We start from the raw sequence: 22,962 nt of genomic DNA on the forward strand, positions 1-22,962 counted from the left end.
GCGAGATGAAGCGGTATCGCGACGCGCTGTTCACAGGGCTGTCGCAGCCGGTTCCCGAGCGGCCGGTGGAACTGCTGAAGGCGATCTGCGCGTGCGCCGCACGGAACGGCGATCGCGAAGTGCGTCTGATGCTGGAGGAGTTCCCGCCGGGCTCGGTGACGGGTCTGTGGCTGGACATGGGCGACTACGACCTGATCGTCCTGGAGGCGAACACCTCTCCCCTGCACCAGGTCGTGATCCTGGGACATGAGCTGTGGCACCTCAAGGAGGGGCACAGCGGTCATGGCAGCGCGGCCGGCGCGACGGCCGCCGCCCGCATGCTCGGGGACCGCTGGAGCCTCGCCGAGGCGATCTCGTACGTGGCAGCCCGTACGGAGCCGGACCTCGAAGAGGAACGGCGTGCGGAGAAGTTCGGCCGGATGCTGGCCGCCCGCGTCAGGCCCTGCCTGGAGCGCGGACCCGGCGCGACACCGATCGGCGGCGTGGCCGACCGCATCTGGGCATCACTCAGAGGATGACGGGCGAGAAGGCGTGAATCTCTACATCCCGGCCGTCGCGCTGGGCATCGTGCTGTGCGTCAAGCTCCCCTCGTTGGTGAGGCGCCGGCACAGTCCGGTGGTCCGCAGCGTCAACGCCGTCATCTTCCTCCAGGCGTCCGCGTTCTTCTTCTCCGCGCCCCCGACCATCTCGTTCGTCAACGAGGCGACCGGCGTCAGCAACTTCTCGGCGGTGCTGGTCTACTGCCTCCTCTCCGCGTACGCGTGCGCCTGCCGGGTCCTCCTGGAGAACTGGCGCGGGGGCGTCGAGGCCCTCCCCCTCACCCGCCGCCGGGTCCGGCGCTGGCTCTGGGGCCACGGCGTCGTGACGGTCCTGCTCATCGGCTGTTTCGTGCGGGGCGAGGCGCCGGTGGAACGACGGCACGACTTCGAGACGTACTACGCCGGCACTCCCTTCATCCGGGAGATGATGCTGCTCTGTCTGTTCGCCGTCACGGCGGCCGCCGCGGCCGCCGCCGTCGCGTGCTGGAGGTGGGCGCGCGACATCCGCGGGGAGGCCTCCGAGCGGCGGACACCGGCCGGAGACATGCTGCGCGTCGGGCTCACCGTCCTGGCGGTCGGATTCCTGACCAACGTCACCTACGGTGCCGCCAAGCTGGCGGCGATCGTGGCCGTCTGGAACGGCCGGGACTGGGAACCGCTCAACCGCGCGGCCATGTCCTTCGCCTGCCTCGGCACCCTGCTCGTCGCCGCCGGCTTCCTGATCCCGATCGTCGGACCCTGGCTCGCCGCGCAGGTCTTCGGGCCTCTGCGGACTCTGCGCGCCCTGGGTCCCCTGCGGCGGGCGATGGGGCGGTCCGGCGGTCCCGGTGGCCGGATGCGGCTCCCCACTCCGTGGAGCGCCGGCCCCGGGCGACGGCTCACGGACCGGATGACCGACATCCACGACCGGATGCTGGAGCTCGGGGCGTACTGCTCGGACGAGGTGCGTGCGCGCGCCTGCGACGAGGCCCGCCGGGGCGGCGGGACGGAGGCCGAGAGCGTCGCCGCCGGGCTGGCGGCCATGTTCACGGCCGCGGCCGACGCCCGCGCCCGCGGCCTGCCGGCGGACGGGGAGCAGGGCGTGACGGCCGTTCGGGCGCTGCGCGCGGCCGAGGCCGAGCACCGGGACCTCCTGGTCGGTATCTCCCGCGCCCTCGGGTCCGTGGCCGTCCCGCCCTCCGGGCACGGGGCGAGGGGGCGGGCCGCCGGGCGGACCGCCCCCTCGTCCTGACGTCGGGTGTTACGGGGCGACCGGCAGGTCCGGGGTCAGGAGCGTCGGGATGCTCCAGCGCTGGGCCGGAGTGCCGTTGCAGCTCCAGATCATGAACTTCGTACCCCAGTCCCGCCTCGCCTGCGGCAGGTCGAAACAGCTGTTCGACTGCGGGTTGTAGATGCTGCCGTCGGCGCGGGGCAGCCACTGCTGACCGCCCTCGCCCAGGCACTGCCAGAAGATCAGGTCGGTTCCCTGTGCGGTCTGGTTGCCCCGGACCGCGACGCACTGCCCCTTCTGGGTCAGGGTGCCGTTGGCGTTGACGCTGAACTTCTGCGGTTCGGAGCCGTTGCAGTCCCACAGCTGCGGCTGGTTGCCGTTGCCGTTGGCGCCCTGCGGCGTGTCCACACAGAAGTCGGGCGACGCCGCGTACCGGATCGGCAGGTCCGTGGTCGTGACCGGCGGTACGTGGTTCTGGAAGACGGACAGGCCGGCGATGGCGCCGTTCAGGTAGTTGCTCGGCTTGGAGATGTACTTGTACCGGCCCAGGACCAGGGAGCCGCTGGGTGCGGGGCTGGTGCCGGCCCTGTGATGGCCGCTGGAGGCCAGCGTGCCGTTCACGTACAGGCTCATGGCGCCCGTGGTGGCGTTGTAGGTGGCGGTCAGCTGGGTCCAGACGCCCGGCCTGAAGGTGTTGGCCGGGGTGACGGTGGAGTTGAAGTCGTACGGCCAGCCGTCGTCGTCACCGCGGGCGATGGCGAAGCGCCAGTGGCCCGCGTCGGCCCACAGCTTGAACGCGCTGGCGTGCGCTCCGTCCTGGCTGACGATCATGCCGTCGGCCGCGTTCAGCTTCACCCAGGTGGAGATGGTGAAGGACTGGCGGGTGTCGACGGCCTTGACGGGGCCGGTGACGACCGACTTCGCCGCGGGGTCGAAGACCGCGACCCTGCGGGAGCGGCCGTCGACCGTCTCGGTGGCGTAGGTGACGCCGGTGGCGGTGGCGTCGTTGGAGACGCCGCTGCCGTTCTTGGCCGGGATGGCCTTGGTGTCGCCCTCCAGGCGCCACTGGACGGTCGGGGCCAGGGCGTCGCCGCGTACGTGGTAGCCGTCGTAGCCGTTGACCGCGCCGCCGGCGGCCGTGCCCGCCCAGGCGTGCAGCGTGCCGTCGGTGCCGACCGCCCAGAAGTCCGGTACGTCGTCGCCGGTCACGTCACCCTCGGAACCCACCCGCGGGTAGTCCGTGCCCTTGATGCCGTATCCGATACGGGTGGCGGGCTGCGTCGTCACCCCGGTGACCACGACGTACCCGTCGACCGCGCGGGGGGCGGTGGTCAGCCGGTACTGGAAGATGTCGCCGTTGCTGCGGTTGCGCACCCACAGCGCCGGGGCGGTGTCCGTGGCGGCGCCGATGTTCAGGGCGTTGCCGGGGAGCATGAGGTCCTTGTCGTCCCAGGTGCCGCTGGCGTCGACCAGGGTGGGGGCGGCCAGGGTCTGGTTGGTCTTGACCGGGTAGAACCACAGGTTGCCGGATTCCACGGACAGCAGGCCGGTGGCCTCCGTGACCCGGCGGCCGGGGGTGCGCGTGGTGCGGGCCGGACCGGTCGGGGTGATCTGGCTGGAGTACTGCCAGGTCGGCACGTTGCGGTAGCCGGTGCAGGCGGTGGTGTACGTGGTCGAGCACTCCGGCTTCTCGACCGTGGTCTTCGTGCCGAGCGTGAAACGGCCCGGGTCGGAGAGGGTGTTGTCGTAGGCGAAGAGCTGTGATCCGCCCAGCGCGCCGGGGGTGGCCGGCTCCTGGTGGACGAACAGGTCGTCGACGTTGCGGCCGGGGTCGAGCGAGCCGCGGTGGACGGTGCGGTAGTCCTTCCACGTCCGGCCGGAGGACGCCTCGGGGGCCTGGAGCGCGGTGGCGGCGGTGCCGCTGGGGATCATGCTGCGGCTGGTGCCGTCGGAGGCGCGGCCGTGCGTGACCAGGTTGCCCGCGGTGTCCGGGACGAGGATGTCGGAGCGGGCGTCGCCGGTGGTGTCACCGAAGGCGACCGCGCCGTCCTTCCACGGTACGTAGAAGGCGTACGACTGGGTCTGGGAGGCGTTGCCGGCCTCGTCCAGGACCCTCGCGTAGACGATGTTGGTGCCCCAGTGCGTGGGCTTGATGCCTAGGGAGCTGATGGCGAGCGGGCTGCCGCACTGCTGCTGCGCGCCGGTGAGCTGCGGGTCGAAGCCCCACTGGACACAGGCCGGTCCGGAGCTGCGCAGGCCGGCGCCCGGGCTCGGGTCGGAGACGGTGATGGGCAGGGAGCCCGTGTCGCCGAGGCGCAGCCTGGTGATCCGGCCGTTGCCGGCCGGCGGGAACTGGGTGGCCGGGTCGGTGAACGGAGCGAACTCCAGGACCGGCGGGGTCAGGTCGACCGCGAAGTGGCAGGAGGTGGTGGCGGGTCCGCGCAGCAGGCCGTCGTCGCCCTGGACCGCCCAGCCGTAGTTGCGCCCGTCCTTGAGGGCGTCCAACGGAGTGGTGTACGTGGCGTCGGTGCCGGTGCCGACGAAGCCGGACCAGCCCGAGTTCACCGCCGCGCCCGTATCGTGCTCCCACACGCCCACGTACTCGGTGAGCTGGCCCTGGTTGGGGCTGCTGACCTTCGAGGCGATCGTGACGGTCGGGGTGGTGATCCAGCCGAACTGGTCCGCGGGGACGTCGCCGCAGGCCTGTGTGTCCCCCGCGACCACGCGGCGCGGGGCGGGAACGGTGCGCTGGTTCTCCGGGACGCGCGGCGGGAAGTCGTACTCGGCGCTGAGCACAGCGGTGTACGCGAACCGCTTGAAGGCGATCTTGTCGCCGGTGCCCTCCTGGCCGGTCAGGGCGAAGGCGAGCGGGGTACCGGTGTCACGGATGCCGTCGCGCATGGCGTTGGTGACGTTGAAGTCCACGGGGATGTTGGCGTAGCAGTCGCCGTTGTTGCCGTTGCCGCCGATGGACTGGTTCTGGATCCACTCTCGGATCTGGTGGTTGCTCCACTTGACGGAGGGGCCGAACGCGCCGGCCCGGTAGAGGTGCACCGGGTACTTGTTCGTGCACGACCAGTCCGCCGACAGGTACTGCTCCAGGCGGAGGTTGGCGTAGTTGACGGTGGCGCCCGCGTAGCCGTTCAGGTCGAACTCGTACAGCGCGCGCTCGATGCCCTTGCTGGTCTCCCAGCCCTGGTAGCCCACGCCCGGCCGGTCCCGGTCGCTGGAGCCGGTGCGGTCGTAGTTGCCCGCGTCGTACGCCTGCTGGACCCAGGCGTGGTGCTGCTTGCCGCGGCTGTCCACGGACCACGAGGGGTCGACGTAGACGGGGTACTTGGTGGCGGCGCCGTCGAGCAGCTCGGGGCTGGGCGCCAGGGCGATCTCGCCCGTGGCCCGCTTCGCCGCGCCGCCGGTCTTCGCGCCGGCGACCGCCGCGCGGGTGACCGGGATCCTGGCCACGGAGGCGCCGTCCCCGGGGCCGTCGGCGCTGCTGAGGCCGTCCGCGGCCTCGAAGTCCGCGTAGCGGGAGCCACGGGCGCCGGCCGTGTGTGCCTGGCCGGCCGACCACATCAGCGGTGCGGGGGCGCGGAACACCGTCTCCTTGCCCGCGGCCGCCGTGAGGCTGCCGTCCTTGCCCTTGGCCAGGGTCAGACCGTCGGTGACCGTGGGGAACACCAGGTCGCGCACGGCCGGGTTGGCCGCCGCCGCGGGTGTGCGCAGGACGACAACGGTGGTGTAGCCGCCGTACTTGGTGGCGCTCACCTGGAGATCGGTGTCAGGGGCCACGTCCTCGAACACGGCGTCGTTGCCGCGCAGGACGGGCTTGGGCAGCGAGCCCGGGAACGGCGAGGACACCGACAGCTTCCTGCCGTCCTCGGTCGTCATCGTCGCCAGCGGACCGGTGCCGCCGCCGGAGATGACCAGGCCCGAACTCGACGCCTTCGGCGCCACGGTGCCGTCCGTTCGCGCGGTCAGCGTGTCGTCCAGCGTCAGCCAGCCGCCCCGGGGGCCCTTGGTGCGCTGCGGCAGGACGTGGCTCTCGGAGCGCAGCGTGCCCTTCGGGGTGGCGACCGTGGTCGCGTACTCCGTCGTCAGCTCCGGGACCGGCACGTCCTCGCCGGTCTCCGCCGCCCGTTCCCATGCCCGCTCGACCCCCGTACGAGCGGACGTTCCTGACGGTGCGGTGGGCCTGGTCGCCGTGGAGCGCGCCTCGGGCTCCGCGGACGCCGTCGGCGTGGCCGGAGCCTCGGGCAGAGGCACCGGCGCGGCCTCCGCGATGTACGGCGTGGCCAGCAGCAGGACTGCCGAGACCCCCGCCGCCAGACTGGCGGAAACCGGCATCCGCAAGCCGGCTCTTCGTGCATGGGACATGCGAGTGCCCACTCCTCTAGACGAGTTGAGTCCCTGATCGGACAGGCAAGGACCGGGGCACTGTGGCAGGCGGGCACACAGCCGATCAACAGCCGGAGGAGATGATTCCGCCCCTCCTGCGCCGGATCGTGCCCAATTGGCGGTGAGGTGACCTTTCCCACCCGTCCATAAACTGCAGTTGATAGTGACTCAACGATCATTCTCCTGCTAGTTTCCCCCGTTCAGAACGGCATGTGCGGGGATCCGGGCTCCACTCGCGTCCCGCCGACACCCGAATCCCCCTCTTCGCACCTCTTCGCCACAAGGTCTCGGCGCCTGCCCGGCCGGGACCCGGCCCCCTCCTGTCCACAGATGGAGAATCCTCATGTCATTCCATGGCGTGCGCCGAAGAACGCGCACGTTCCGCTCGCCGGTGGCCGGTCCGGTCATCCTGGCGCTCGCCGCCTCGCTGCTCGGCGCACCGGCGGTGCAGGCGGCGCAGGCAGGGACCGAGGCCGCCGAGGCGGACTTCTCGAAGGTCTGGAAGCCACCGCACCGACCGCTGCCCGGCACCACGCCGGTCAAGGCCGCCGATGCCCCCGAGGCCCAGGCGGTGCAGCCCCGTTACCCGGTGCCCGCGCGCTCCACGACGCGGCCCAGGACGCCGTTCTCCGCTCCGGTCGCCGGCAGTGCCGACCTCACGGTCGCGCCCGGCACCGCCCCGGTGCGGGCCGGCCGGCTGCCGGTGTGGGTGTCCCGGAAGAGCATCGCCGCCAAGACGGGCGCGGCCTCACGTGGTCCGGTCGGCCAGGTCGCGGTGGTGCGCGCCGATGACCGCTCCGCGCGTGACGTCGGGGTCAACGGCGCCCTGTTCGCCCTCGCCGCAGGGGCGTCCGGCACCTCCCCCGCGGGTTCCCGCGTACAGGTCGGCCTTGACCTGGCCGGCCTGCAGGCGGCGACCGGGGGCGAGTTCGCGTCCCGGGGCCGCCTCGTGACGCTGCCGGCCTGCGCGCTGACGACACCGAAGGTGCCGTCCTGCCAGGTGCGTACCCCGCTGACCACACGCTACGACAGGGCGACCGGGCGGCTCGTCGCCGACGTGACGCTCCCGACGGCCGCGGCCCCGGCTCCCGCCCCCGGAGCGGCGAAGGCGAAGGGTCTCCTGCTCGCCTCCCCCGCCGCCCCGATGCTGCTGGCCGCCGAGACGGACTCCTCGGGCCCCGGTGGTACGTACGAGGCCACCGCGCTCGGCTCCTCGCAGGGCTGGGCGTCGGGCGGCAGCTCGGGCGCGCTCACGTACGACCAGTCCATCCAGGTCCCGCCGGCTCTGGGCGGCACCGCCCCCGAGGTGTCGCTGGGCTACAACTCCTCCTCCGTGGACGGCAGGACCTCCGTCACGAACGCGCAGGCCTCCTGGATCGGCGATGGCTGGGAATTCAACCCCGGCTACATCGAACGCGTCTTCAAGCCCTGCGACAAGGCGGGCATCCCCGACTCGGGTGACGCCTGCTGGGCGGGGTTCAACGCCTCGCTGTCACTGGGTTCGCACGCGGGCGCCCTCGTGCGCGACGACAAGGCGGGCTCGACGACGGCCACCACCGACGCCGCCACCGGTGTGTGGCGCCTGAAGAACGACGACGGCACGAGGATCGAGTTCGGCTCCGGCGCCGCCAACGGCGTCCGGGACGGCTCGTACGCGAAGGTGACCGACTCCTCGGGCACCACGTACTACTTCGGCGTCAACCACCTGCCCGGCGGTGACAGGACCGATCCGGCCACCCGCTCCGTGTCCTCCGTGCCGGTGTACACGCCCAAGAGCGGCCAGCCGTGTTACGAGGCCGCCAAGGGCGCCGGCTCCTGGTGCCAGATGTGGCAGCGTCTGTCGCTCGACTACGTCGTCGACCCGCACGGAAACCTCACCACGTACACGTGGGCTCCGGAGACCAACTGGTACAAGCGCGGCGCCGGCCAGAACAACGGCAACGGCACCATGACCGAGTACACCCGGGCCACCACGCTGGCGAGCATCGGCTACGGACAGAAGCTCTCCGAGCAGATCGCGGCCAAGGGGGCGCTCCAGCCAGCCGCCAGGATCGACTTCGCCGTCTCCGAGCGCTGCGTCGCGGCCGGCACGGCCTGTGAGACCGTCAACCGGACCGTCGCCAACAAGGCCAACTGGCCCGACGTGCCGGTGGAGAACGAGTGCAAGAGCACCGGCACCTGCGTCTACTACGCCGCCACGTACTTCAGCACCAAGCGCCTGACCCGGATCACCACCAAGGTGCGGGTCGGCAACGCCTGGCAGGACGTGGACTCCTACCAGCTGGCCCACTCCTTCCCCGACCCGAAGGACGCGGGCAGCCAGCGCGCCCTGTGGCTGGACTCCGTCCAGCACACCGGCAAGACCGGCAGTACCGCCACGCCGAGCATCGACCTTCCTCTCGTGTCGTTCACGCCCGTCATGCTGCCCAACCGGGTGGACGGCACGAACCTGGTACCGGCTCCTCCGATCATGAACCGCCCGCGGATCCAGCAGATCCGCAACGAGACCGGCGGCGTCCTGAACGTCGACTACAACCTCCCCGACTGCTCACGGATCAACAACGTGATGCCGACGGCCGAGGACGACAACAACCGCGCCTGCTACCCGGTGCGGTGGTCCCCACCGGGCTCGATCGCCGACGCCGACCCGGTGCTCGACTGGTTCCACCACTACACGGTCAAGTCCCTGACCGAGAACGACACCGCCACCGACACTCCCCAGAAGATCACCTCGTACGCGTACGAGTCCGCCGCCTGGCACCGCGACGACAGTGAGCTGACCGAGACCAAGGCCCGTACCTGGGGTGACTTCCGCGGCTTCGCCAAGGTGACCACCACCGTCGGCTCGGGCAACGACGGCCCCAGGTCGCAGACGGTCACCGCATACCGCCAGGGCATGAACGGTGACATCCGCAAGAACGGCACCGCCCGTTCCGCGCACCTGACGGACGCGCTGGGCCGGGACGTCACCGACGTGGACTGGCTCGGCGGCCAGGTCCTGCAGACCGAGGCCTACGACCGGGCGGGCGGCACCGTCGCCACCCAGACCGTGAACGCCTCCAGCGACCCGGTCGACACGGCCACCCACACCCGCACCGGACTGCCCCCGCTCGTCGCCCGGTACACCGGAACCAGGCTCACCACCACGACCCGGGTGAAGCTGGCGGACGGCACCTGGCGGACGAGCACCAGCAGCCAGGTCACCGACCCCACCAGGAACAACCGGACCGTGACCTCCCTGGAGCAGGCGGACGGGGTCCCGGACGAGTGCACCCGTACCGGCTACGCGAGCGGGCCGGACGCCCAGCGGACGTCCCTGATGTCCGAGGTCCTGAAGGTGTCGGGCGCCGACGCCTGCACCGCGGCCCCCGTCGCCGCCAACACCGTCTCGCGGGCCCGTACCCTCTACGACGGACTCGCCCACGGTCAGGCGGCCGCCACCGGCGACGCGACCGGCAGCGAGATCCTGGACCGGTACGCCACCGACGGCACCCCGGTCTTCGTCACGGCCTCCACCTCCACGTACGACGGCTACGGACGCGTCACCTCGACGACCGACCCGAACAGCAAGGACGCCCAGCACCCGAACGGCACCACCACCGGCACGGTCTACACCCCGGCCGCCGCCGGCGAGCTGCCGGCCACGGTCACGGTCTCCGCACCCGTCCCCGGTCAGGCCACGGGCACCTGGGACACCGTCACCACCTTCGATCCCCGCAGGTCCCTGGTCCTGAAGGTGACCGACCACAACCAGCTGACCACGACCAGCACCTACGACGCGCTGGGCCGTCTGACCGAGGTGTGGCAGCCGGGGCGCTCCCCCGCGTCCCACGCCAACGCCGACGTGGTGTTCGGCTACAACGTCTCCAACAAGGCGGGCGTCCCCTCCACGGTCACCACCGGCAAGCTGACCGTGGACGGCACCACCCCGGTGCGGACCACCTCGATCCAGCTCATGGACGGCTTCGCCCACGCCCGGCAGACGCAGTCCACCCCGGCCAACCCCGCCTACACCGGCCGCCTGGTGACGGACAACCGGCTCGACTCGCACGGCCGGGCGAAGTCGGCCAACGCGGCCTGGTACAACGACGCCTCGGGCCCGAAGGGGGTCCTCGTCACCGCCGCGGACAGCACCGTCCCCTCACAGACGCGGACGAGCTACGACGGCCTCGACCGGGTGACCACCGTGTCGACCTGGTCGCTCGGCACGGAGCAGAACCGCACGACGACCAGTTATCCGGGCGCGGACCGTACCGACGTCCTGCCGCCGAAGGGCGGCGCGCCGACATCGGTGTTCACGAACGCCCTGGGGCACACCACCGAACTGTGGCAGTACTCCACCCCCACCCCCACCGGTCGGGCCGCCGACGCGGCCGTCACCCGCTTCACCTCGACCCTCGACGGCGAACCCCTGACCCGCAAGGACGCCGCGGGCAACGTCTGGTCGTACACCTATGACCAGCGGGGCCGCCAGGTCGGCGCGAGCGACCCGGACGCCGGTACGACCACGCGGACGTACGACGAGGCCTCCCGGCTGTCGACCATCACCAACGCCAAGAACCAGAAGCTCGTCTACACCTACGATCTGCTCGGACGGAAGACGGGCCTGTACGACGGCGGCGTGAGCGCCGCCAAGCAGCTGGCCCGGTGGACCTTCGACACGGCCGCCAACGGCAGGGGCAAGCCCGCCGCGTCCACCCGCTTCGTCGGCGGTGCCGGCGGCAAGGCGTACACCAGCACCGTGACCGGGTACGACGAGGGTGCCCGGGTCACGGGCACGACGATCACCATGCCCGGCACGGACGCGGGGCTCGCCTCCGGCACCTTCACGTACAGCGTCAGCAGCACCCACGACCGGCTCACCGGAAACCCGAAGAGCACGCTCCTGCCGGCGCTCGGCGGGCTGCCGCTGGACGACATCGCGTACTCGTACAACGACTACGGCCAGATGTACAAGTACGCCGGCGCCACCACCTACGACACGCAGACCGAGTACGACGCCTTCGGGCGCGTGATCCGGTCCACCGTCAACCCGTGGGCCTCCCAGATCGTCGCCACGTCGGTGTACGACGAGGCCACCGGGCGGCTCCGCGACCAGTTCGTCGACAAGCAGACCTCGGTCAACGGCGCGGTGCAGCAGACCGGCTACACGTACGACCAGGCCGGCCGGATCACCTCGCTCACCAGCATCGCGGACAACACCCCCGCGCAGACCGACCGCCAGTGCTTCACGTACGACCACCTCGGCCGGCTGACGACGGCGTGGACGGACACGGGCGGCATCAGCCGGCCCGACCCGCTCACGCGTCAGACCGCCGACCAGGGGTCCTGCGCGAACACCACCCCGACCGGCGGCGCCGTCGCCCCGGCACTCACCACCGTCGGCGGTCCGGCCCCCTACTGGCAGGAGTACGCGTACGACCTGACGGGCAACCGCTCCAAGGTGGTCCGCCACGACCCGGCGGGTGACACCGCCAAGGACGCCACCACCACCCAGACGTTCGGCGCCCCCGCGCAGCAGAACACCCCGACGTCCGCGCCCACCACGGGTGGCGGCACGGGCGGTCCGCACGGACTGCTGCTCTCCGCGACGAAGACCGGTGCGACCACTGACCACAACACGTTCCGGTACGACGAGAACGGGGCGACCACCTCCTACCGGGCCGGCAAGGCCGGCACCAGCAGCCTCACGTGGAACAGCGAGGGCAAGCTCGCCTCGCTGACCACGGCCGCCCAGATCAAGGGCATCGGCGGCAAGTGCCTGGACGCGGCGGGCGGTTCGACCGCGGTCGGCAGCCCCCTGCAGATCTACACGTGCAACACGGGCGCGGGACAGAAGTACTCCAGCGCCAACAGCACGCTCTCCAGCGGCAACCGGTGCGTCCAGGCCATGGGCACGGCGGCCGGATCGCTGATCACGTTCCAGGACTGCGACGGCGGCGCCGACCAGACCTGGTCCCAGCGCGCCGACGGCACGCTCCACAACCCCGCTTCCGGCCGCTGCCTGACGGTGCCGGGCGACGTCGCCACCGACAGCACGGACCTCGTCCTGGGCGACTGCGGCACGACCGTACCCGCCGGGCAGAAGTGGACCGTTCCGCAGACCACCACGACATACCTGTACGACGCGGACGGCAAGCTGCTGATCCGCCGGAACCCCGGGACCGCCACGCTGACCCTCGGCAACGACGAGCTGACGGTGAACACCACCACCCAGGCCCGCACCGGAGTCCGCTACTACCCGATCCCCGGCGGCATGACCATCGTGCGCACCGGGGCGGGCACCGCCGCCGGGGCGTTCGTCGCCCAGGCCTCGGACCACCACGGCACGAACAACCTGAGCATCGACCTGTCGACGCTGACCGCCACCCGCAGCCGCACCGATGTGTTCGGCAACGTCCGGGGCGTCCAGCCCTCCGGCTGGGCCGGCAACAAGGGGTTCGTCGGCGGCCAGGAGGACGACGTCACCGGGCTCACCAGCCTCGGCGTCCGCCAGTACCAGCCGGCCACGGGCCGGTTCATCAGCCCCGACCCCCTGCTGTCACCGATGGACCCGCAGCAGTGGAACGGCTACGCCTACGCGAACAACGACCCGGTCAACAACACGGACCCGGACGGCCGCATGTGCCTGCACGGCTCTCCGGGCGGCGGCCGCGACGGCATCTGCGCCGGTGTCGAGGGCGACACCGACGGAGTGGTCGGCGACAACTCCAACAACTGCAACCGTGACTCCTGCCGCGCGGCAGCGGACGCCATGACGCAGCAGGCGCGGAAGAAGGGCACGTACAACCGGACACCGAAGGGGCGCGTGAGCAACCCCAAGCCCGTCAGCGACTACAAGTTCTCGTACACCTACTCGTACAAGAACTATCTGGGACAGGCGTCGATCCTGGGGTCGCCGGAGTCCGTGATGGCCGCGTTCAAGGCGAACCCCGGGGAGGTCTTCCCGTTCCGGGTGAAGGGCTGCGACGAGTTCGTCGGCGGAGAGGTCTGCACCCTGTACCCCGGGCTCAGCGACTACGGCATCAGCCCCACCCTGGCCGGAGGCCCCGGTGTGGTCCTGGTGACGACCGCGGAGACCAGCTTCACCTTCGAGGTGATCGAGGAGGGGTACTTCGACGACCGGGGTTCCACGATCACTTTCACGGTCGAGCAGAAGGGTGAGGACCTGTACCTCAGGCAGGACGCCATGACCACCGGCACCAAGCCGCTCCCCCGTCTGGGGGTGGCGCTGGGCATGGCCAAGAGCGATTGGCGGGAGCAGACGTTCAACCTCCAGAGGCTGATCATCGGTGACGACCTCATCAACCGCTTCGACCCGAGGGTCATGCCCCGTGACCGTGTCCAGGAACTCATGAACCCCTACTTCAAGAAGTACATGGACAAGGCGCGGAAGCACTGAGCCGGAGCGGACCGCTTCGGGCCTGACCGGGGAAGCCCCCGGCCGCATCCGCGGCCGGGGGCTTCCCCGTGTCCGTCCGCTCTCAGGACGGGAGCGGGCCGGGAGCGGCCGGCGGCGTCCCCGCGTCAGGCCCTTCGAGAGCAGGGTGCGACGGCTGGAGGACGCTGTCGGCCACGTCGAGGAGCGACTGGCCGTCCCGGGAGCTCACCTCCTGGAGGCGGGCCAGCCCCTCGGAGGCGGCGCAGTCCTCCTGAGCGGCGACGTAGCCGGCGGCCTGATGGATCCGCTCCCAGCGCGCCGCACGCGTGTCCGTGGCCCAGAGCGGGCGTCGGCTGTCGGCGCCCGCGTGCACGGGCCGCCAGCGGAGCAGGGCCTCCAGGGCGAGCCCGGCCGCGCTCTGCGCCTGGGTGATGTGGGTGTCCGTCACACGAGCGGACTCGGTGAAGTACAGACAGATCACGCCGATCGGGGTGTGCGGGGTGTGCAGCGGCAGCGCCAGTACAGGCCGCGTCCCCGGGGGCTCCTCGGACGGGCCGGAGCCGCGCGGAGGGTCGAGCAGGTCGGGGACGTACACGGGCCGCATCTCCAGGGCGGCGCTGACCGAGGGCCCCTGGGCGCGGGCGAACTGCGCGGCCTCCGCCTGCAGCGCCGACTCGTCGGTGGCGTGCAGGAGCTGCCAGTGCTCGACGCGTGGCAGCAGCGAGAGCGTCGCCCCCTGGGCACCCAGTGATCGGGTGAAGGCGGCGCAGAGCCGGTGGGGCAGCGCGCGCCGCCCCACGGCCGCGGCGATCGAGATGTCCGGCACGATCGACAGTGGTTCGTCCAGCATGTCCTCATCCCTTTCGGTCACGCTCGGTGTCAGCGCGTCGGGCGCACCGGGCGGCGGGAGCCAGCGGTACCGGCGGCCCGGAGGGCAGAGGGTTCGTCTACCACGGAAGGGCCATCTCATTCGTGGCGGGTACAACCGATTTCCGGTGGGCCCGTGGTGACACCGCGCCACGAGGGCGGCTCCGGTCGTCCGTCGGTACCGGACATCAGGGACCGGGAGGGGGGTAGTCGTGCGGTATGACCCTTCACGAAGAGAGACGACAGGGCGAGGAGCCCTTGGTGGGCACGCGGGCCCGTGCCGACGTCGAGCTGGCCCGGAAGCGGCTGGGTGCGGGGGCGGCCGGTCCCGGGGACCCGTCGCCCCAGTTCCGCGGTGGGGCGGCGGCGGCCTTGAGCTGGGCGCTCGGAGGTGCGGAACGCGCGCCCGTCACCGGGTCCGGCGCCGGTCAGGAGGTCCCCGACCTGCAGACGCTCACCGCCGAGGTGGACGCGGCCGTGGTGCAGGCCGAGGATCCGACCAGCCCCCTGGGCCCCCGGGAGTACAACCGCGGCGTGCATGCCGCGCTCGCCTGGGTGTGCGGACACAGCGACGACGCCCCGTGACCTCCGCCGGTCGGCGGAGGTCACGGGTTCCGCCCGGACGAAGGGTCCGGGCCCTCCCGGAGGGTCAGGCCTCCAGGGGGTCGATCCCGGAGGTTCAGGCCTCCAGGGGGTCGAGCATGCCCTTCCGCAGGCGCGCGATGGTGCGCGAGAGCAGTCGTGACACCTGCATCTGGGAGACACCCAGCCTCTTGCCGATCTCCGCCTGCGTCAGCTCCTCGACGAACCGCAGGTGGAGCAGGAGCCGGTCGCGCTCGGCGAGCCCGCTCAGCAGGGGGGCGAGGTCGTGGACGTCCTCGAAGAGTTCGAGCGCGGGATCCTCCGCTCCGAGGATGTCGGAGAGCGTGGCGCCGCCGTCCTCCTCCTCGCCGGTGACCGCCGCGTCGAGCGAGGTGGAGTTGTAGGCGTTGGAGGCGACCCTGGCCTCGATGACCTCGTCCTCCGAGAGGTTCATCAGCGCGGACAGCTCCGCGACGCTCGGGGCCCGGCCGAGGCGGGAGCTCAGCTCGTCGGTGGCCTTGGCCAGCTCCACCCGGGCCTCCTGCAGCCGGCGCGGTACGTGGACCGCCCAGGAGGTGTCACGGAAGAAGCGCTTGATCTCGCCGACGATGTACGGGACGGCGAAGCTGGTGAACTCCACCTCGCGTGAGAGGTCGAACCGGTCGATGGCCTTGATCAGACCGATCGTGCCGACCTGGACGATGTCCTCCATCTCGTGGGCGCGGGAGGCCCGGAACCGGCCGGCCGCGTAGCGCACGAGCGACATGTTCATCTCGATCAGCGTGTTGCGCGCGTACTGGTACTCGCGGGTCCCCTCCTCCAGTACCGCCAGCCTGTCGAAGAACACCCGCGACAGCTCCCGCGCGTCCTTCGGCGCGACCTTCCGGGGCGCTTCGACGACGGGCAGCACCATCGTCTGCTCGGTCCCGGCCTTGATCTTCGTCGGCACTGGAGCCAGCACTCCGACCACCCCTCCCACGGTGACAACCTGTCCTTCTCCGAGCGGCCGCGTACCCCGACTCCGGGGGGCCATGCCCGCGCGATCCGAAAAGATTTTGTTGCGCGACGATCGGAGGGGCGGGCTCAGGTGAGGAGGAGGCGGGCCCTGACCCGCTTGCCCGAGGGGAGCGGCTCCACGCTCACGCTCTCGCAGACGGCGACGAGGATCTCGACCCCGTGCTGGCCGATGCGGCCGGGGTCGTGGCCCCGGGGAACCGGCGAGGTCTCCGCGCGGTCGAACACGGAGATCTCCAGGGCGTCCTCGAACAGTTCGAGCAGCAGGCGGCAGGGCCCCGGCGCGTGGCGCACCACGTTGGTCACCAGTTCGCTGACCACCAGCCGTGCCAGATCGACGCACGCGCGGCTCACCTGCGGTCCCTGTCCCTCCGCCGAGGCGGTGAGGAAGTCCGCGGTGGCATCACGGGCGGAGCCGATCATGCCGTCGTCGGCTCCGTCGTAGTCGACAGCCACGGACCGCACCGGCCCCCGGGTCGCCCGCTCCGCGGTGATCGCGTCCGTCATCGGCCCTTCCTCCCCCCTCACACGGCTTCGTGCCATGCTTCCCTCTCGTAACGCGCCCTTCCCTGCATTGCGCGTTCCATTCTCCCGTGGCAGAGAGTAAAGCCTACGTACCGCACCGCCCTCCTGGTGCGAGGATGACGGAATCGTTTCCTCGCGCGCCTCTCCGCGGGGTCCCGCCGTGCCGCGTCAGACCGTCCGCGCGTCCTCGCCCGCCGGCTCCCGCCGCTCGGTGCCGGGGTCGCGGCCGTGCCAGTCCAGACAGAGCACGAGGATGTCGTCGGGCATGGTGCCGGGCGCCTCCCGCAGCGCCCGCACGACGGCCTGGGGCGTGTCCCGGCCGGCGACGTGCCCGGTCCGGTCGACCGCCGGTCCGACCGAGCGGTCGAGCGACTCGTCGTCGCCGTCGGGGGTGGTCTCGCCCCGGTCGCACGCCACGAAGACCAGCCGGTCGCCGGGGAGGACGCTCAGGCGCTGGGTGGCGTAGACGGTGTCCTCGAACATCCCGAGGGGCAGTTGGCGCTCCAGCTCGATCCGCTCGGTCACGCCCCCGCGCAGCCGCCAGACGGTCGGCGAGCCCGCGTCGACGACCCGCACCTCGCCGGTGGCACGGGCGAAGCTCAGCAGAAGGGCGGAGAGCGATCTCTCCCCCCGGTGCTGCCCGTAGAGCGCCTGGTCGGTGAGGCTCGCCTGGCCGACCAGATCGAGTCCGGCGCGGCGGGCATTGCGGATCGCGTTCAGGGCGAGGTTGCTCAGGAGGGCGGACCGCGTGCCGGGGCCGGTGCCGTTGCCGACGACCAGCGTGAGCTCCTCCTCCGTCACGCACCAGTCCAGGACGTGCCCGCCCGAGGTGTACGAGGGTTCCCAGTAGGCGTGCAGGTCGAACTCGGCGCCTGCGCACGACCGTCCGGGGAGCACGCCCCACTGCATCTCCGCGGCGACACTGAGAGGGTGGGCCCGGCGCGTCCGGCGGTACAGATCGGTGTGCCGCTCGGCGACCCGCAGCGCGTGTCCCAGCGACTCCGCGACCTGGGCGAGGTCCTCGATCGACCGCGGTGCGACCCGGTCCGAGGGCAGGACGACCACGAGGACGCCACACCGTTCGCCACGAACCGTCACAGGAAGGAACGCGGTCGCCGTGGGCCCGTCACCACCGGAAAGATATGGTTGCTGTGTGGCGAAGGCGCGCCCCGCGGGCCCTGACCCCATGGGTACGTGCTGCACCCCGGCCCGAGCCTGCACGGGTTCGACGGGACGCAGTGACGTCAGCCCGTAGTCGACGAGCAACAGGTCGACGGAGAGTGCGGCGATGTGCCGCGCCAGACTGACACGGAGGGAGTCCAGAAGCCGGTGTGGCGGCGCCCCGCGCAGCGCGCGTTCCGTGGTCACGCGTCGATCCACCGAGTCCGTACCGCCTTCTGGAGAGATGTGGAGATGACCGGCGTGTCGCAAGGCCGAAGTCCCCGGCCCCGGACGTCTGAGGAGTGTCGGTAGCCATGGCCACGAACCCCGCCCCGTCCCCACGGGAGCCGCAGGAGACGACACAGGCCGCCCGCGAGCTCATCGAGCTCCTTGAGGTGCTGTGGGAGCGCGGCCGGGACATGGTGTCGTCGACACCGGTGTCGGCGACTCAGCTGCGCGTGCTGTACAGCCTCGATCGCGAGGAGGGCATCAGCCTGCGCACCCTGGGTGACCTGCTGGGCTCCGCGCCGCCCTCGGTGAGTCGCATGTGCGATCGCCTGGAGGCGCTGGGATTCGTACAACGGCTGCCCAGCCCCGTCAGCCGCCGACAGCTCGAACTGCACCTGACGGCGCGCGGCAAGGCGTACCTGAGGGACCTCCGGATCCAGCGCGAGGAGGCCCTGCTGACCGTCATCTCGGCCATGTCCCCGGCGAGCCGCAAGGCGCTGCTGCGCGGGCTGACCGGGTTCCAGGACGCCCTGGGCGAGGGTTCCGCCTCGCCCACGTCACGCCCGGGCGCACCGCTGAAGGACGTCCGGACCGCCTGACGTCTGCGCGCCGTCCGCTCCGGCCGGCCGCGTGCCCCATGTCCCACTCGCCACCCTCTGGTCACCTGCTGCGTGTCTACCCCGGGCACGAGCCAGGTGTTGCCCCAAGGATACAGTTGCCGCACGGCAACTGTGGACACGGGTGGGCCACCGGCACGGCCCCGGACGGGACACGGGGCGCGAGCGGGCGGACGGGGTCAGGAGCCGGCGGCCTCCGGGGGCACGGAGCCGGTCGAGCCCTCCCGCCCCCGCCAGTCGAGACAGACGACGAGCGCGTCGTCCTCCAGCGGATTGGCGCCGTGATAGGCGGCGAGTTCCCGCAGGACCGCCCCCGGGACCTGGGTGGGCGGCAGCAGCCTCGTCGCGGTGAGCGCGCGGGCCAGCGCCCGGTCTCCGTAGCTCTCCCCGTCGGGTGAGGCCGCGTCGTACACCCCGTCGCTGCCGAAGAGCAGCCGGTCCCCCGGGCGCACCGTGAAGCGCTGGGGGACGTAGACGGACTCCTCGAACATGCCCAGGGGCAGCTGGGCCTCGAAGGTGACGGGCTCGACGGAGCGGTCCCGCAGGCGCCACAGGCGGGGCGAGCCCGCGTCCACGGCCTCCACCTCACCGGTGGCGAGGTGGAAGCGCAGCAGGAGGACGGAGACGAAGGCGCCGCCGCGGTACTGCGCGTACACGGCCTGGTCCGCCAGGGCCGCCTGGTCCGCGAGGCCGAGACCGGCCCGACGGGCGTTGCGGAGCGCGTTGATGGCGAGGCTCGTCAGGAGCGCGGCCTCGATCCCCTCCCCCATCCCGTTGGTGACCGTCAGGGTCAGGTGGTCGGCCGAGGCCGACCAGTCGTAGTTGTCCCCGAAGATCGCGTAGGCGGGTTCCAGGTGCGCGCCGAGCGCGAACTCGGCCCGGGCGCAGGAACGCCCCGGGAGGAGCTGCCACTGCATCTCGGCCGCCAGGGTCAGGCGCGCGGCCCGTCGCGCCAGGACGTACAGGTCCGTGTCGCGCTCCGCCACGAGGATCTCGTGGCCCAGGGCCTCGCAGATCTGCCACAGCTCGGGCAGCAGCCGCGCGAGATCGCTCCCCGTCGGCAGGGCCACGGTGAGGACGCCCATCCGGTCGCCCCTGACGGTCACCGGCAGATGCGCCTCGACGGCGTCGGCCTCATGGGTGACGTACGGCTCCTGGGCACCGAAGGCGCGCCCCTGGGGACTGTCGTGGATCAGGACCGCCGGTGCCGCGTGGGGCGTGTCCCCGACGAGCTGGAGCGAGCGCAGTCCGTAGTCGGCCAGCCGGAGCTCCACGCGCCGTGCGCCGCAGTGCTCCCGCAGAGCCTCGTCCACGACGCTCACCAGCAGGTGCGGGGCGGCCAGGCGCAGCGCCCGCTCGACGTCGGCGATCTCTTCCACGTGCTCTTGTTCCTCCTTGTGCCTTCGGTGCGGTCCCGTCCCCCGGCGGGACCGCACCACCCTTCGTCTACGCGGCGCGGTCCACCGCGACCAGCGCCTCGGCCACATCGGCGTGCAGCGGCGTGGTCATCGTCAGACCGGTGATCTCCAGGATGCGCCGCACGGCGGGGGCGGGCGCGGCGAGATGCAGGTCGCCCCCGGCTTCCCGGGCCTCCCGCGCCGCCCGGATGAGGACGTTCAGTCCGGACGAGTCCATGAAGTTCAGAGCGGTGAGGTCGAGCACGAGGTGGCGCCGGCCGTGCAGGAACTGGTTGGCCAGGTGGTGATGGAGCAGTGTGGCCGTGTCCAGGTCGAGTTCGCCGCCGACGGTGAGCACCGCCGTGCCGGCGTCGCGGGTCTCCACCTCGACGTCGAGGTTCACTTCTCGCTCGGTCATGTTCCCTGCTTTCCACGGTGGGGGAATGGTCGGTGGTGCCGTGCGGTCAGGACACCCGCACGCCGATCAGGCATGTGTCGTCGTCGGTGTCGGACTTGCTGTGCGTGAGCAGCAGGTCGAGCCGCCGTTCGAGGTTCTCGGCGGGTGCCTGCGCCATGGTCAGGAGCTGGGTGACGGAGTCGTGCACGGAGGTGTCCCGTCGTTCGACGAGACCGTCGGTGTACATCAGCAGCGTGTCGTCCGGCTCCAGCTGGATCTCCGCCTCGTCGTACTCGGCCTCGGCGAGCGCCCCGAGCAGCATCCCCTGCAGCATCGGCAGGGCGGTGGCCCGCGGGCCCCGAACGAGGACCGGCGGCAGATGGCCGGCTCTGGCCCAGCGCAGGGTTCGGGTCCCGGGGTCGAAGACGCCGCAGACGGCGGTGGCCGTGACCTGGGCCGTGAGGTGGTGCGCCACGCTGTTCAGCCACGACAGCAGCTGCGCGGGGCCCGCGCCGGTCACGGCGAGGCCGCGCAGGGCGTTGCGCAGGACCACCATGCCCGTGGCGGCCCCGATGCCGTGGCCGGCGATGTCCCCGACGCACAGCAGGATCTTCTTGGACGGCAGCACGACGGCGTCGTACCAGTCGCCGCCGACCAGGGACTCGGTCTCGGCGGGGCGGTAGCGCACGGCGACGTCGAGGCCGGGGGCGGCGAGCGGAGCCCGGGTCGGCGGCATGATGGCGTGCTGCAGCTGCAGGGTCAGACGGTTGCGTTCCGCCGATTCCTGCTCCGTGACGGCGAGTTGGTCACGGGTGGCGGCCAGGGCGACCTCCGTCCAGTGCTGCGCGGAGATGTCCTGGTAGGCGCCGCGCACGGCGAGGAGCCGCCGGTCGGCGTCGACGGTGGGTTCGGCGATCACCCGGATGTGGCGGGTCACACCGTCCCGGCGCAGCATGCGGAAGTTCGCCGAGCCCGGTCTCCCCTGGTGCAGCACCGCCCGCAGGAAGCGGCCGATGACGGCGGCGTCGTCGGGGTGGGCGTGGGAGGTGAGGGCACGCACGGAGACCGGCGCCTCGCCGGCGTCCCGGCCGAAGAGGTCGTAGAGCTGTCCGTTCCAGGTGATCTCTCCGGTGAGGACGTCCTCCTCGAAGCCGCCGATGCGGCCGAGCCGCTGCGCGTGCTGCAGCAGGCTGGCGAGCCGGGCGGACTCGTCCTCGATGCGCCAGACGAGCAGCACGCTGTCGCCGTGCCGGCTGATGCTGATGTCGGCGGCGGACGCGAGCGGCACCTGGTCGACGAGGGCGGTGAGGCTGGTCCGGCGGGCGCGGAACGGCTCCCCGGTGGCGTAGACGCGCTCGATCCGTTCGAAGAGCTCGCTCTCGCCGGCCGTCGTGGGGTACGCCTCCAGGAGCAGGGCCCCGTCCACGGCGCTCCGTGGCCGGCCCGCGGGGTCCTGGAAGTGCGCGTTGGCGTGGCGTATGCGGAAGTCGCGCAGGTGGCCGTCGATGTCCAGGTGCGGGGTCAGGACCAGAACGGGGTCGTAGAGCCCGTCGGCGAGCTCCACGAGCTCCGAGAGCGCGTCGGACGGGGCGGGGCGGACCGGCACGGGATGCGCGGAGGGTGTCTCCAGCGTGTGGGCGCAGAGTTCGGCCAGGGCCTCGATCTGGCGCTGCACGGCCTGGGGCTGGGGATCCAGCGGCCGGGGCCAGCAGATCTCCAGGACGCCGTGGATCCGGCCCCCGGTCCCGGCGGGTACGACCACCCGGCCGCCGTCGGGGTGGCGTGCGTGGCCGATCGAGGGGATGCCGGTGGAGCCGAGCGAGGGGAGCCAGACCGTTCGACGGCCGGCGAGCGCCTGCCGGGCCGCCGTGGCCACGCCCGGCGGTACGTAGCGCCAGCGGGCCGGCTCGTCCTCACCGAAGCCCGCGTGACCGCGGAGGGTGAGGGAGGAGTCGGTGCCGGTGGTCCAGATGGCGACGGCGCAGGCTCCCAGGGGCGCGAGGGCGTGCGCGAGGAGGGACTCGGCGACGGCCTGGCTGTCCCCCGCGTTGAGCGCGGCGCTCTCGGCCGTGCGCAGGCGCACGGCGACCGACGCGTCGGCGCCCGCCGCCGGCCCGCCCGCCTCGGCCGCGGTCCGTCTGACGAAGTCGTCGGCGACCTCGGAGACCCGGTCGCGGGAGGCCTGGTTGATGATGTCCGCGGCCAGCTCCAGCTGCGAGAGCCCGGCCTGCTCGGCCAGCACGGCGAGTTGCCGCGCCGCCTGCGCGGGGCCGCACCCGAGCCGCTCGACGATGACGCCCTTGGCGAGTTCGATCAGGGCACGCCCCTCGGCCGCGGCGTGCGCGGCGCGCACCTCTCCGCGGAGTCGTTCCACCGTGGCGGCCAGCCGGCCGACGGAGGAGCGGTCCTCCGCGGCGCGACGTTCCGTGTCCGGCGGGGCGGTCGCCGTGACGGCCCCGGCCGGATCGGCCGGCGGCGGAGCGCCGTCCCCCCGGGGACCGACGGCGGGGTCGCCGCCGTGGCGGTGGGGAACACTCAAGACGGGGACTCCTCGTAGTCGGCGGCTCCGGGCCGCGGGACGGTGGGGGACACGGTACGGAGCCGCGCGGACGGGACCCGCCGGGTGGCGCTGTCACGGGATCCGCCGGG

Annotated in this window: 13 protein-coding genes; 5 read left to right on the forward strand and 8 right to left on the reverse strand. The window is 72.1% G+C overall.

Features of this window, described 5'->3' with window-relative positions:
- The first annotated feature begins 5 nt into the window (after positions 1-5).
- Together ABT129_RS04230 and ABT129_RS04235 are read left to right on the forward strand one after the other, a co-directional pair.
- The gene (locus ABT129_RS04230; protein ID WP_351896306.1) at positions 6-518 is read left to right on the forward strand and encodes a toxin-antitoxin system, toxin component; all 513 of its coding nucleotides are present in this window, start codon (positions 6-8) and stop codon (positions 516-518) included.
- 13 nt (positions 519-531) lie between these two features.
- A complete protein-coding gene (locus ABT129_RS04235; protein ID WP_351896308.1) occupies positions 532-1,770 on the forward strand; it encodes an MAB_1171c family putative transporter in 1,239 nt (412 codons plus the stop codon).
- A 9-nt stretch (positions 1,771-1,779) separates the two neighbouring features.
- Here ABT129_RS04235 and ABT129_RS04240 read toward each other — a convergent pair whose 3' ends face one another.
- A complete protein-coding gene (locus tag ABT129_RS04240; RefSeq protein WP_351896310.1) occupies positions 1,780-6,093 on the reverse strand; it encodes a ricin-type beta-trefoil lectin domain protein in 4,314 nt (1,437 codons plus the stop codon).
- Between the two features lie 394 nt (positions 6,094-6,487).
- On the opposite strand from ABT129_RS04240, the gene ABT129_RS04245 reads away from it, so the two are divergent.
- A complete protein-coding gene (locus ABT129_RS04245; protein ID WP_351896313.1) occupies positions 6,488-13,546 on the forward strand; it encodes a ricin-type beta-trefoil lectin domain protein in 7,059 nt (2,352 codons plus the stop codon).
- An 82-nt stretch (positions 13,547-13,628) separates the two neighbouring features.
- On the opposite strand, the gene ABT129_RS04250 is transcribed toward ABT129_RS04245, so the two are convergent.
- Complete coding sequence (locus ABT129_RS04250; RefSeq protein WP_351896316.1) at positions 13,629-14,375, reverse strand: GAF and ANTAR domain-containing protein; 747 nt, start codon at positions 14,373-14,375, stop codon at positions 13,629-13,631.
- A gap of 278 nt (positions 14,376-14,653) precedes the next feature.
- Here ABT129_RS04250 and ABT129_RS04255 point away from each other — a divergent pair, with 278 nt between their 5' ends.
- Positions 14,654-14,977 (forward strand): hypothetical protein, encoded by a 324-nt coding sequence (locus ABT129_RS04255; RefSeq protein WP_351896319.1) that lies wholly within the window; start codon positions 14,654-14,656, stop codon positions 14,975-14,977.
- 94 nt (positions 14,978-15,071) lie between these two features.
- Here the strand turns inward: ABT129_RS04255 and ABT129_RS04260 are convergent, their stop codons facing one another.
- The 3 genes from ABT129_RS04260 to ABT129_RS04270 all read right to left on the reverse strand — a co-directional run bounded on the left by ABT129_RS04260 (position 15,072) and on the right by ABT129_RS04270 (position 17,881).
- Positions 15,072-15,887, reverse strand: a complete 816-nt coding sequence (locus ABT129_RS04260) for an RNA polymerase sigma factor SigF (RefSeq protein WP_351896524.1) — start codon at positions 15,885-15,887, stop codon at positions 15,072-15,074.
- 170 nt (positions 15,888-16,057) lie between these two features.
- Complete coding sequence (locus ABT129_RS04265) at positions 16,058-16,495, reverse strand: ATP-binding protein (protein ID WP_351896322.1); 438 nt, start codon at positions 16,493-16,495, stop codon at positions 16,058-16,060.
- Positions 16,496-16,681: 186 nt separating this feature from the next.
- Complete coding sequence (locus ABT129_RS04270; RefSeq protein ID WP_351896324.1) at positions 16,682-17,881, reverse strand: PP2C family protein-serine/threonine phosphatase; 1,200 nt, start codon at positions 17,879-17,881, stop codon at positions 16,682-16,684.
- Positions 17,882-17,988: 107 nt separating this feature from the next.
- Here ABT129_RS04270 and ABT129_RS04275 point away from each other — a divergent pair, with 107 nt between their 5' ends.
- Positions 17,989-18,501 (forward strand): MarR family winged helix-turn-helix transcriptional regulator, encoded by a 513-nt coding sequence (locus ABT129_RS04275; protein WP_351896327.1) that lies wholly within the window; start codon positions 17,989-17,991, stop codon positions 18,499-18,501.
- Positions 18,502-18,698: 197 nt separating this feature from the next.
- On the opposite strand, the gene ABT129_RS04280 is transcribed toward ABT129_RS04275, so the two are convergent.
- From ABT129_RS04280 to ABT129_RS04290, 3 genes are all read right to left on the reverse strand, one after another.
- Positions 18,699-19,898 (reverse strand): PP2C family protein-serine/threonine phosphatase, encoded by a 1,200-nt coding sequence (locus ABT129_RS04280; RefSeq protein WP_351896329.1) that lies wholly within the window; start codon positions 19,896-19,898, stop codon positions 18,699-18,701.
- Between the two features lie 67 nt (positions 19,899-19,965).
- Complete coding sequence (locus ABT129_RS04285; protein WP_351896331.1) at positions 19,966-20,334, reverse strand: STAS domain-containing protein; 369 nt, start codon at positions 20,332-20,334, stop codon at positions 19,966-19,968.
- Positions 20,335-20,380: 46 nt separating this feature from the next.
- Positions 20,381-22,852 carry a SpoIIE family protein phosphatase gene (locus ABT129_RS04290; RefSeq protein WP_351896333.1) on the reverse strand — a complete coding sequence of 824 codons (2,472 nt, stop codon included), beginning with the start codon at positions 22,850-22,852 and terminating at the stop codon, positions 20,381-20,383.
- Positions 22,853-22,962: the final 110 nt, after the last annotated feature.

The sequence above is a fragment of the Streptomyces sp. NPDC002057 genome (assembly GCF_040296665.1).
In the GTDB taxonomy this organism is placed as follows: Bacteria; Actinomycetota; Actinomycetes; order Streptomycetales; family Streptomycetaceae; genus Streptomyces.

Bases quoted from the DNA above. Each gene is read 5' to 3' on its own strand.
- ABT129_RS04230 (WP_351896306.1), top strand. From the start codon at position 6: ATGAAGCGGTATCGCGACGCGCTGTTCACAGGGCTGTCGCAGCCGGTT.
- ABT129_RS04240 (WP_351896310.1), bottom strand. From the start codon at position 6,093: ATGCCGGTTTCCGCCAGTCTGGCGGCGGGGGTCTCGGCAGTCCTGCTG.
- ABT129_RS04245 (WP_351896313.1), top strand. From the start codon at position 6,488: ATGTCATTCCATGGCGTGCGCCGAAGAACGCGCACGTTCCGCTCGCCG.
- ABT129_RS04285 (WP_351896331.1), bottom strand. From the start codon at position 20,334: ATGACCGAGCGAGAAGTGAACCTCGACGTCGAGGTGGAGACCCGCGAC.
- ABT129_RS04260 (WP_351896524.1), bottom strand. From the start codon at position 15,887: ATGGTGCTGCCCGTCGTCGAAGCGCCCCGGAAGGTCGCGCCGAAGGAC.
- ABT129_RS04275 (WP_351896327.1), top strand. From the start codon at position 17,989: ATGGCCACGAACCCCGCCCCGTCCCCACGGGAGCCGCAGGAGACGACA.
- ABT129_RS04250 (WP_351896316.1), bottom strand. From the start codon at position 14,375: ATGCTGGACGAACCACTGTCGATCGTGCCGGACATCTCGATCGCCGCG.
- ABT129_RS04265 (WP_351896322.1), bottom strand. From the start codon at position 16,495: ATGACGGACGCGATCACCGCGGAGCGGGCGACCCGGGGGCCGGTGCGG.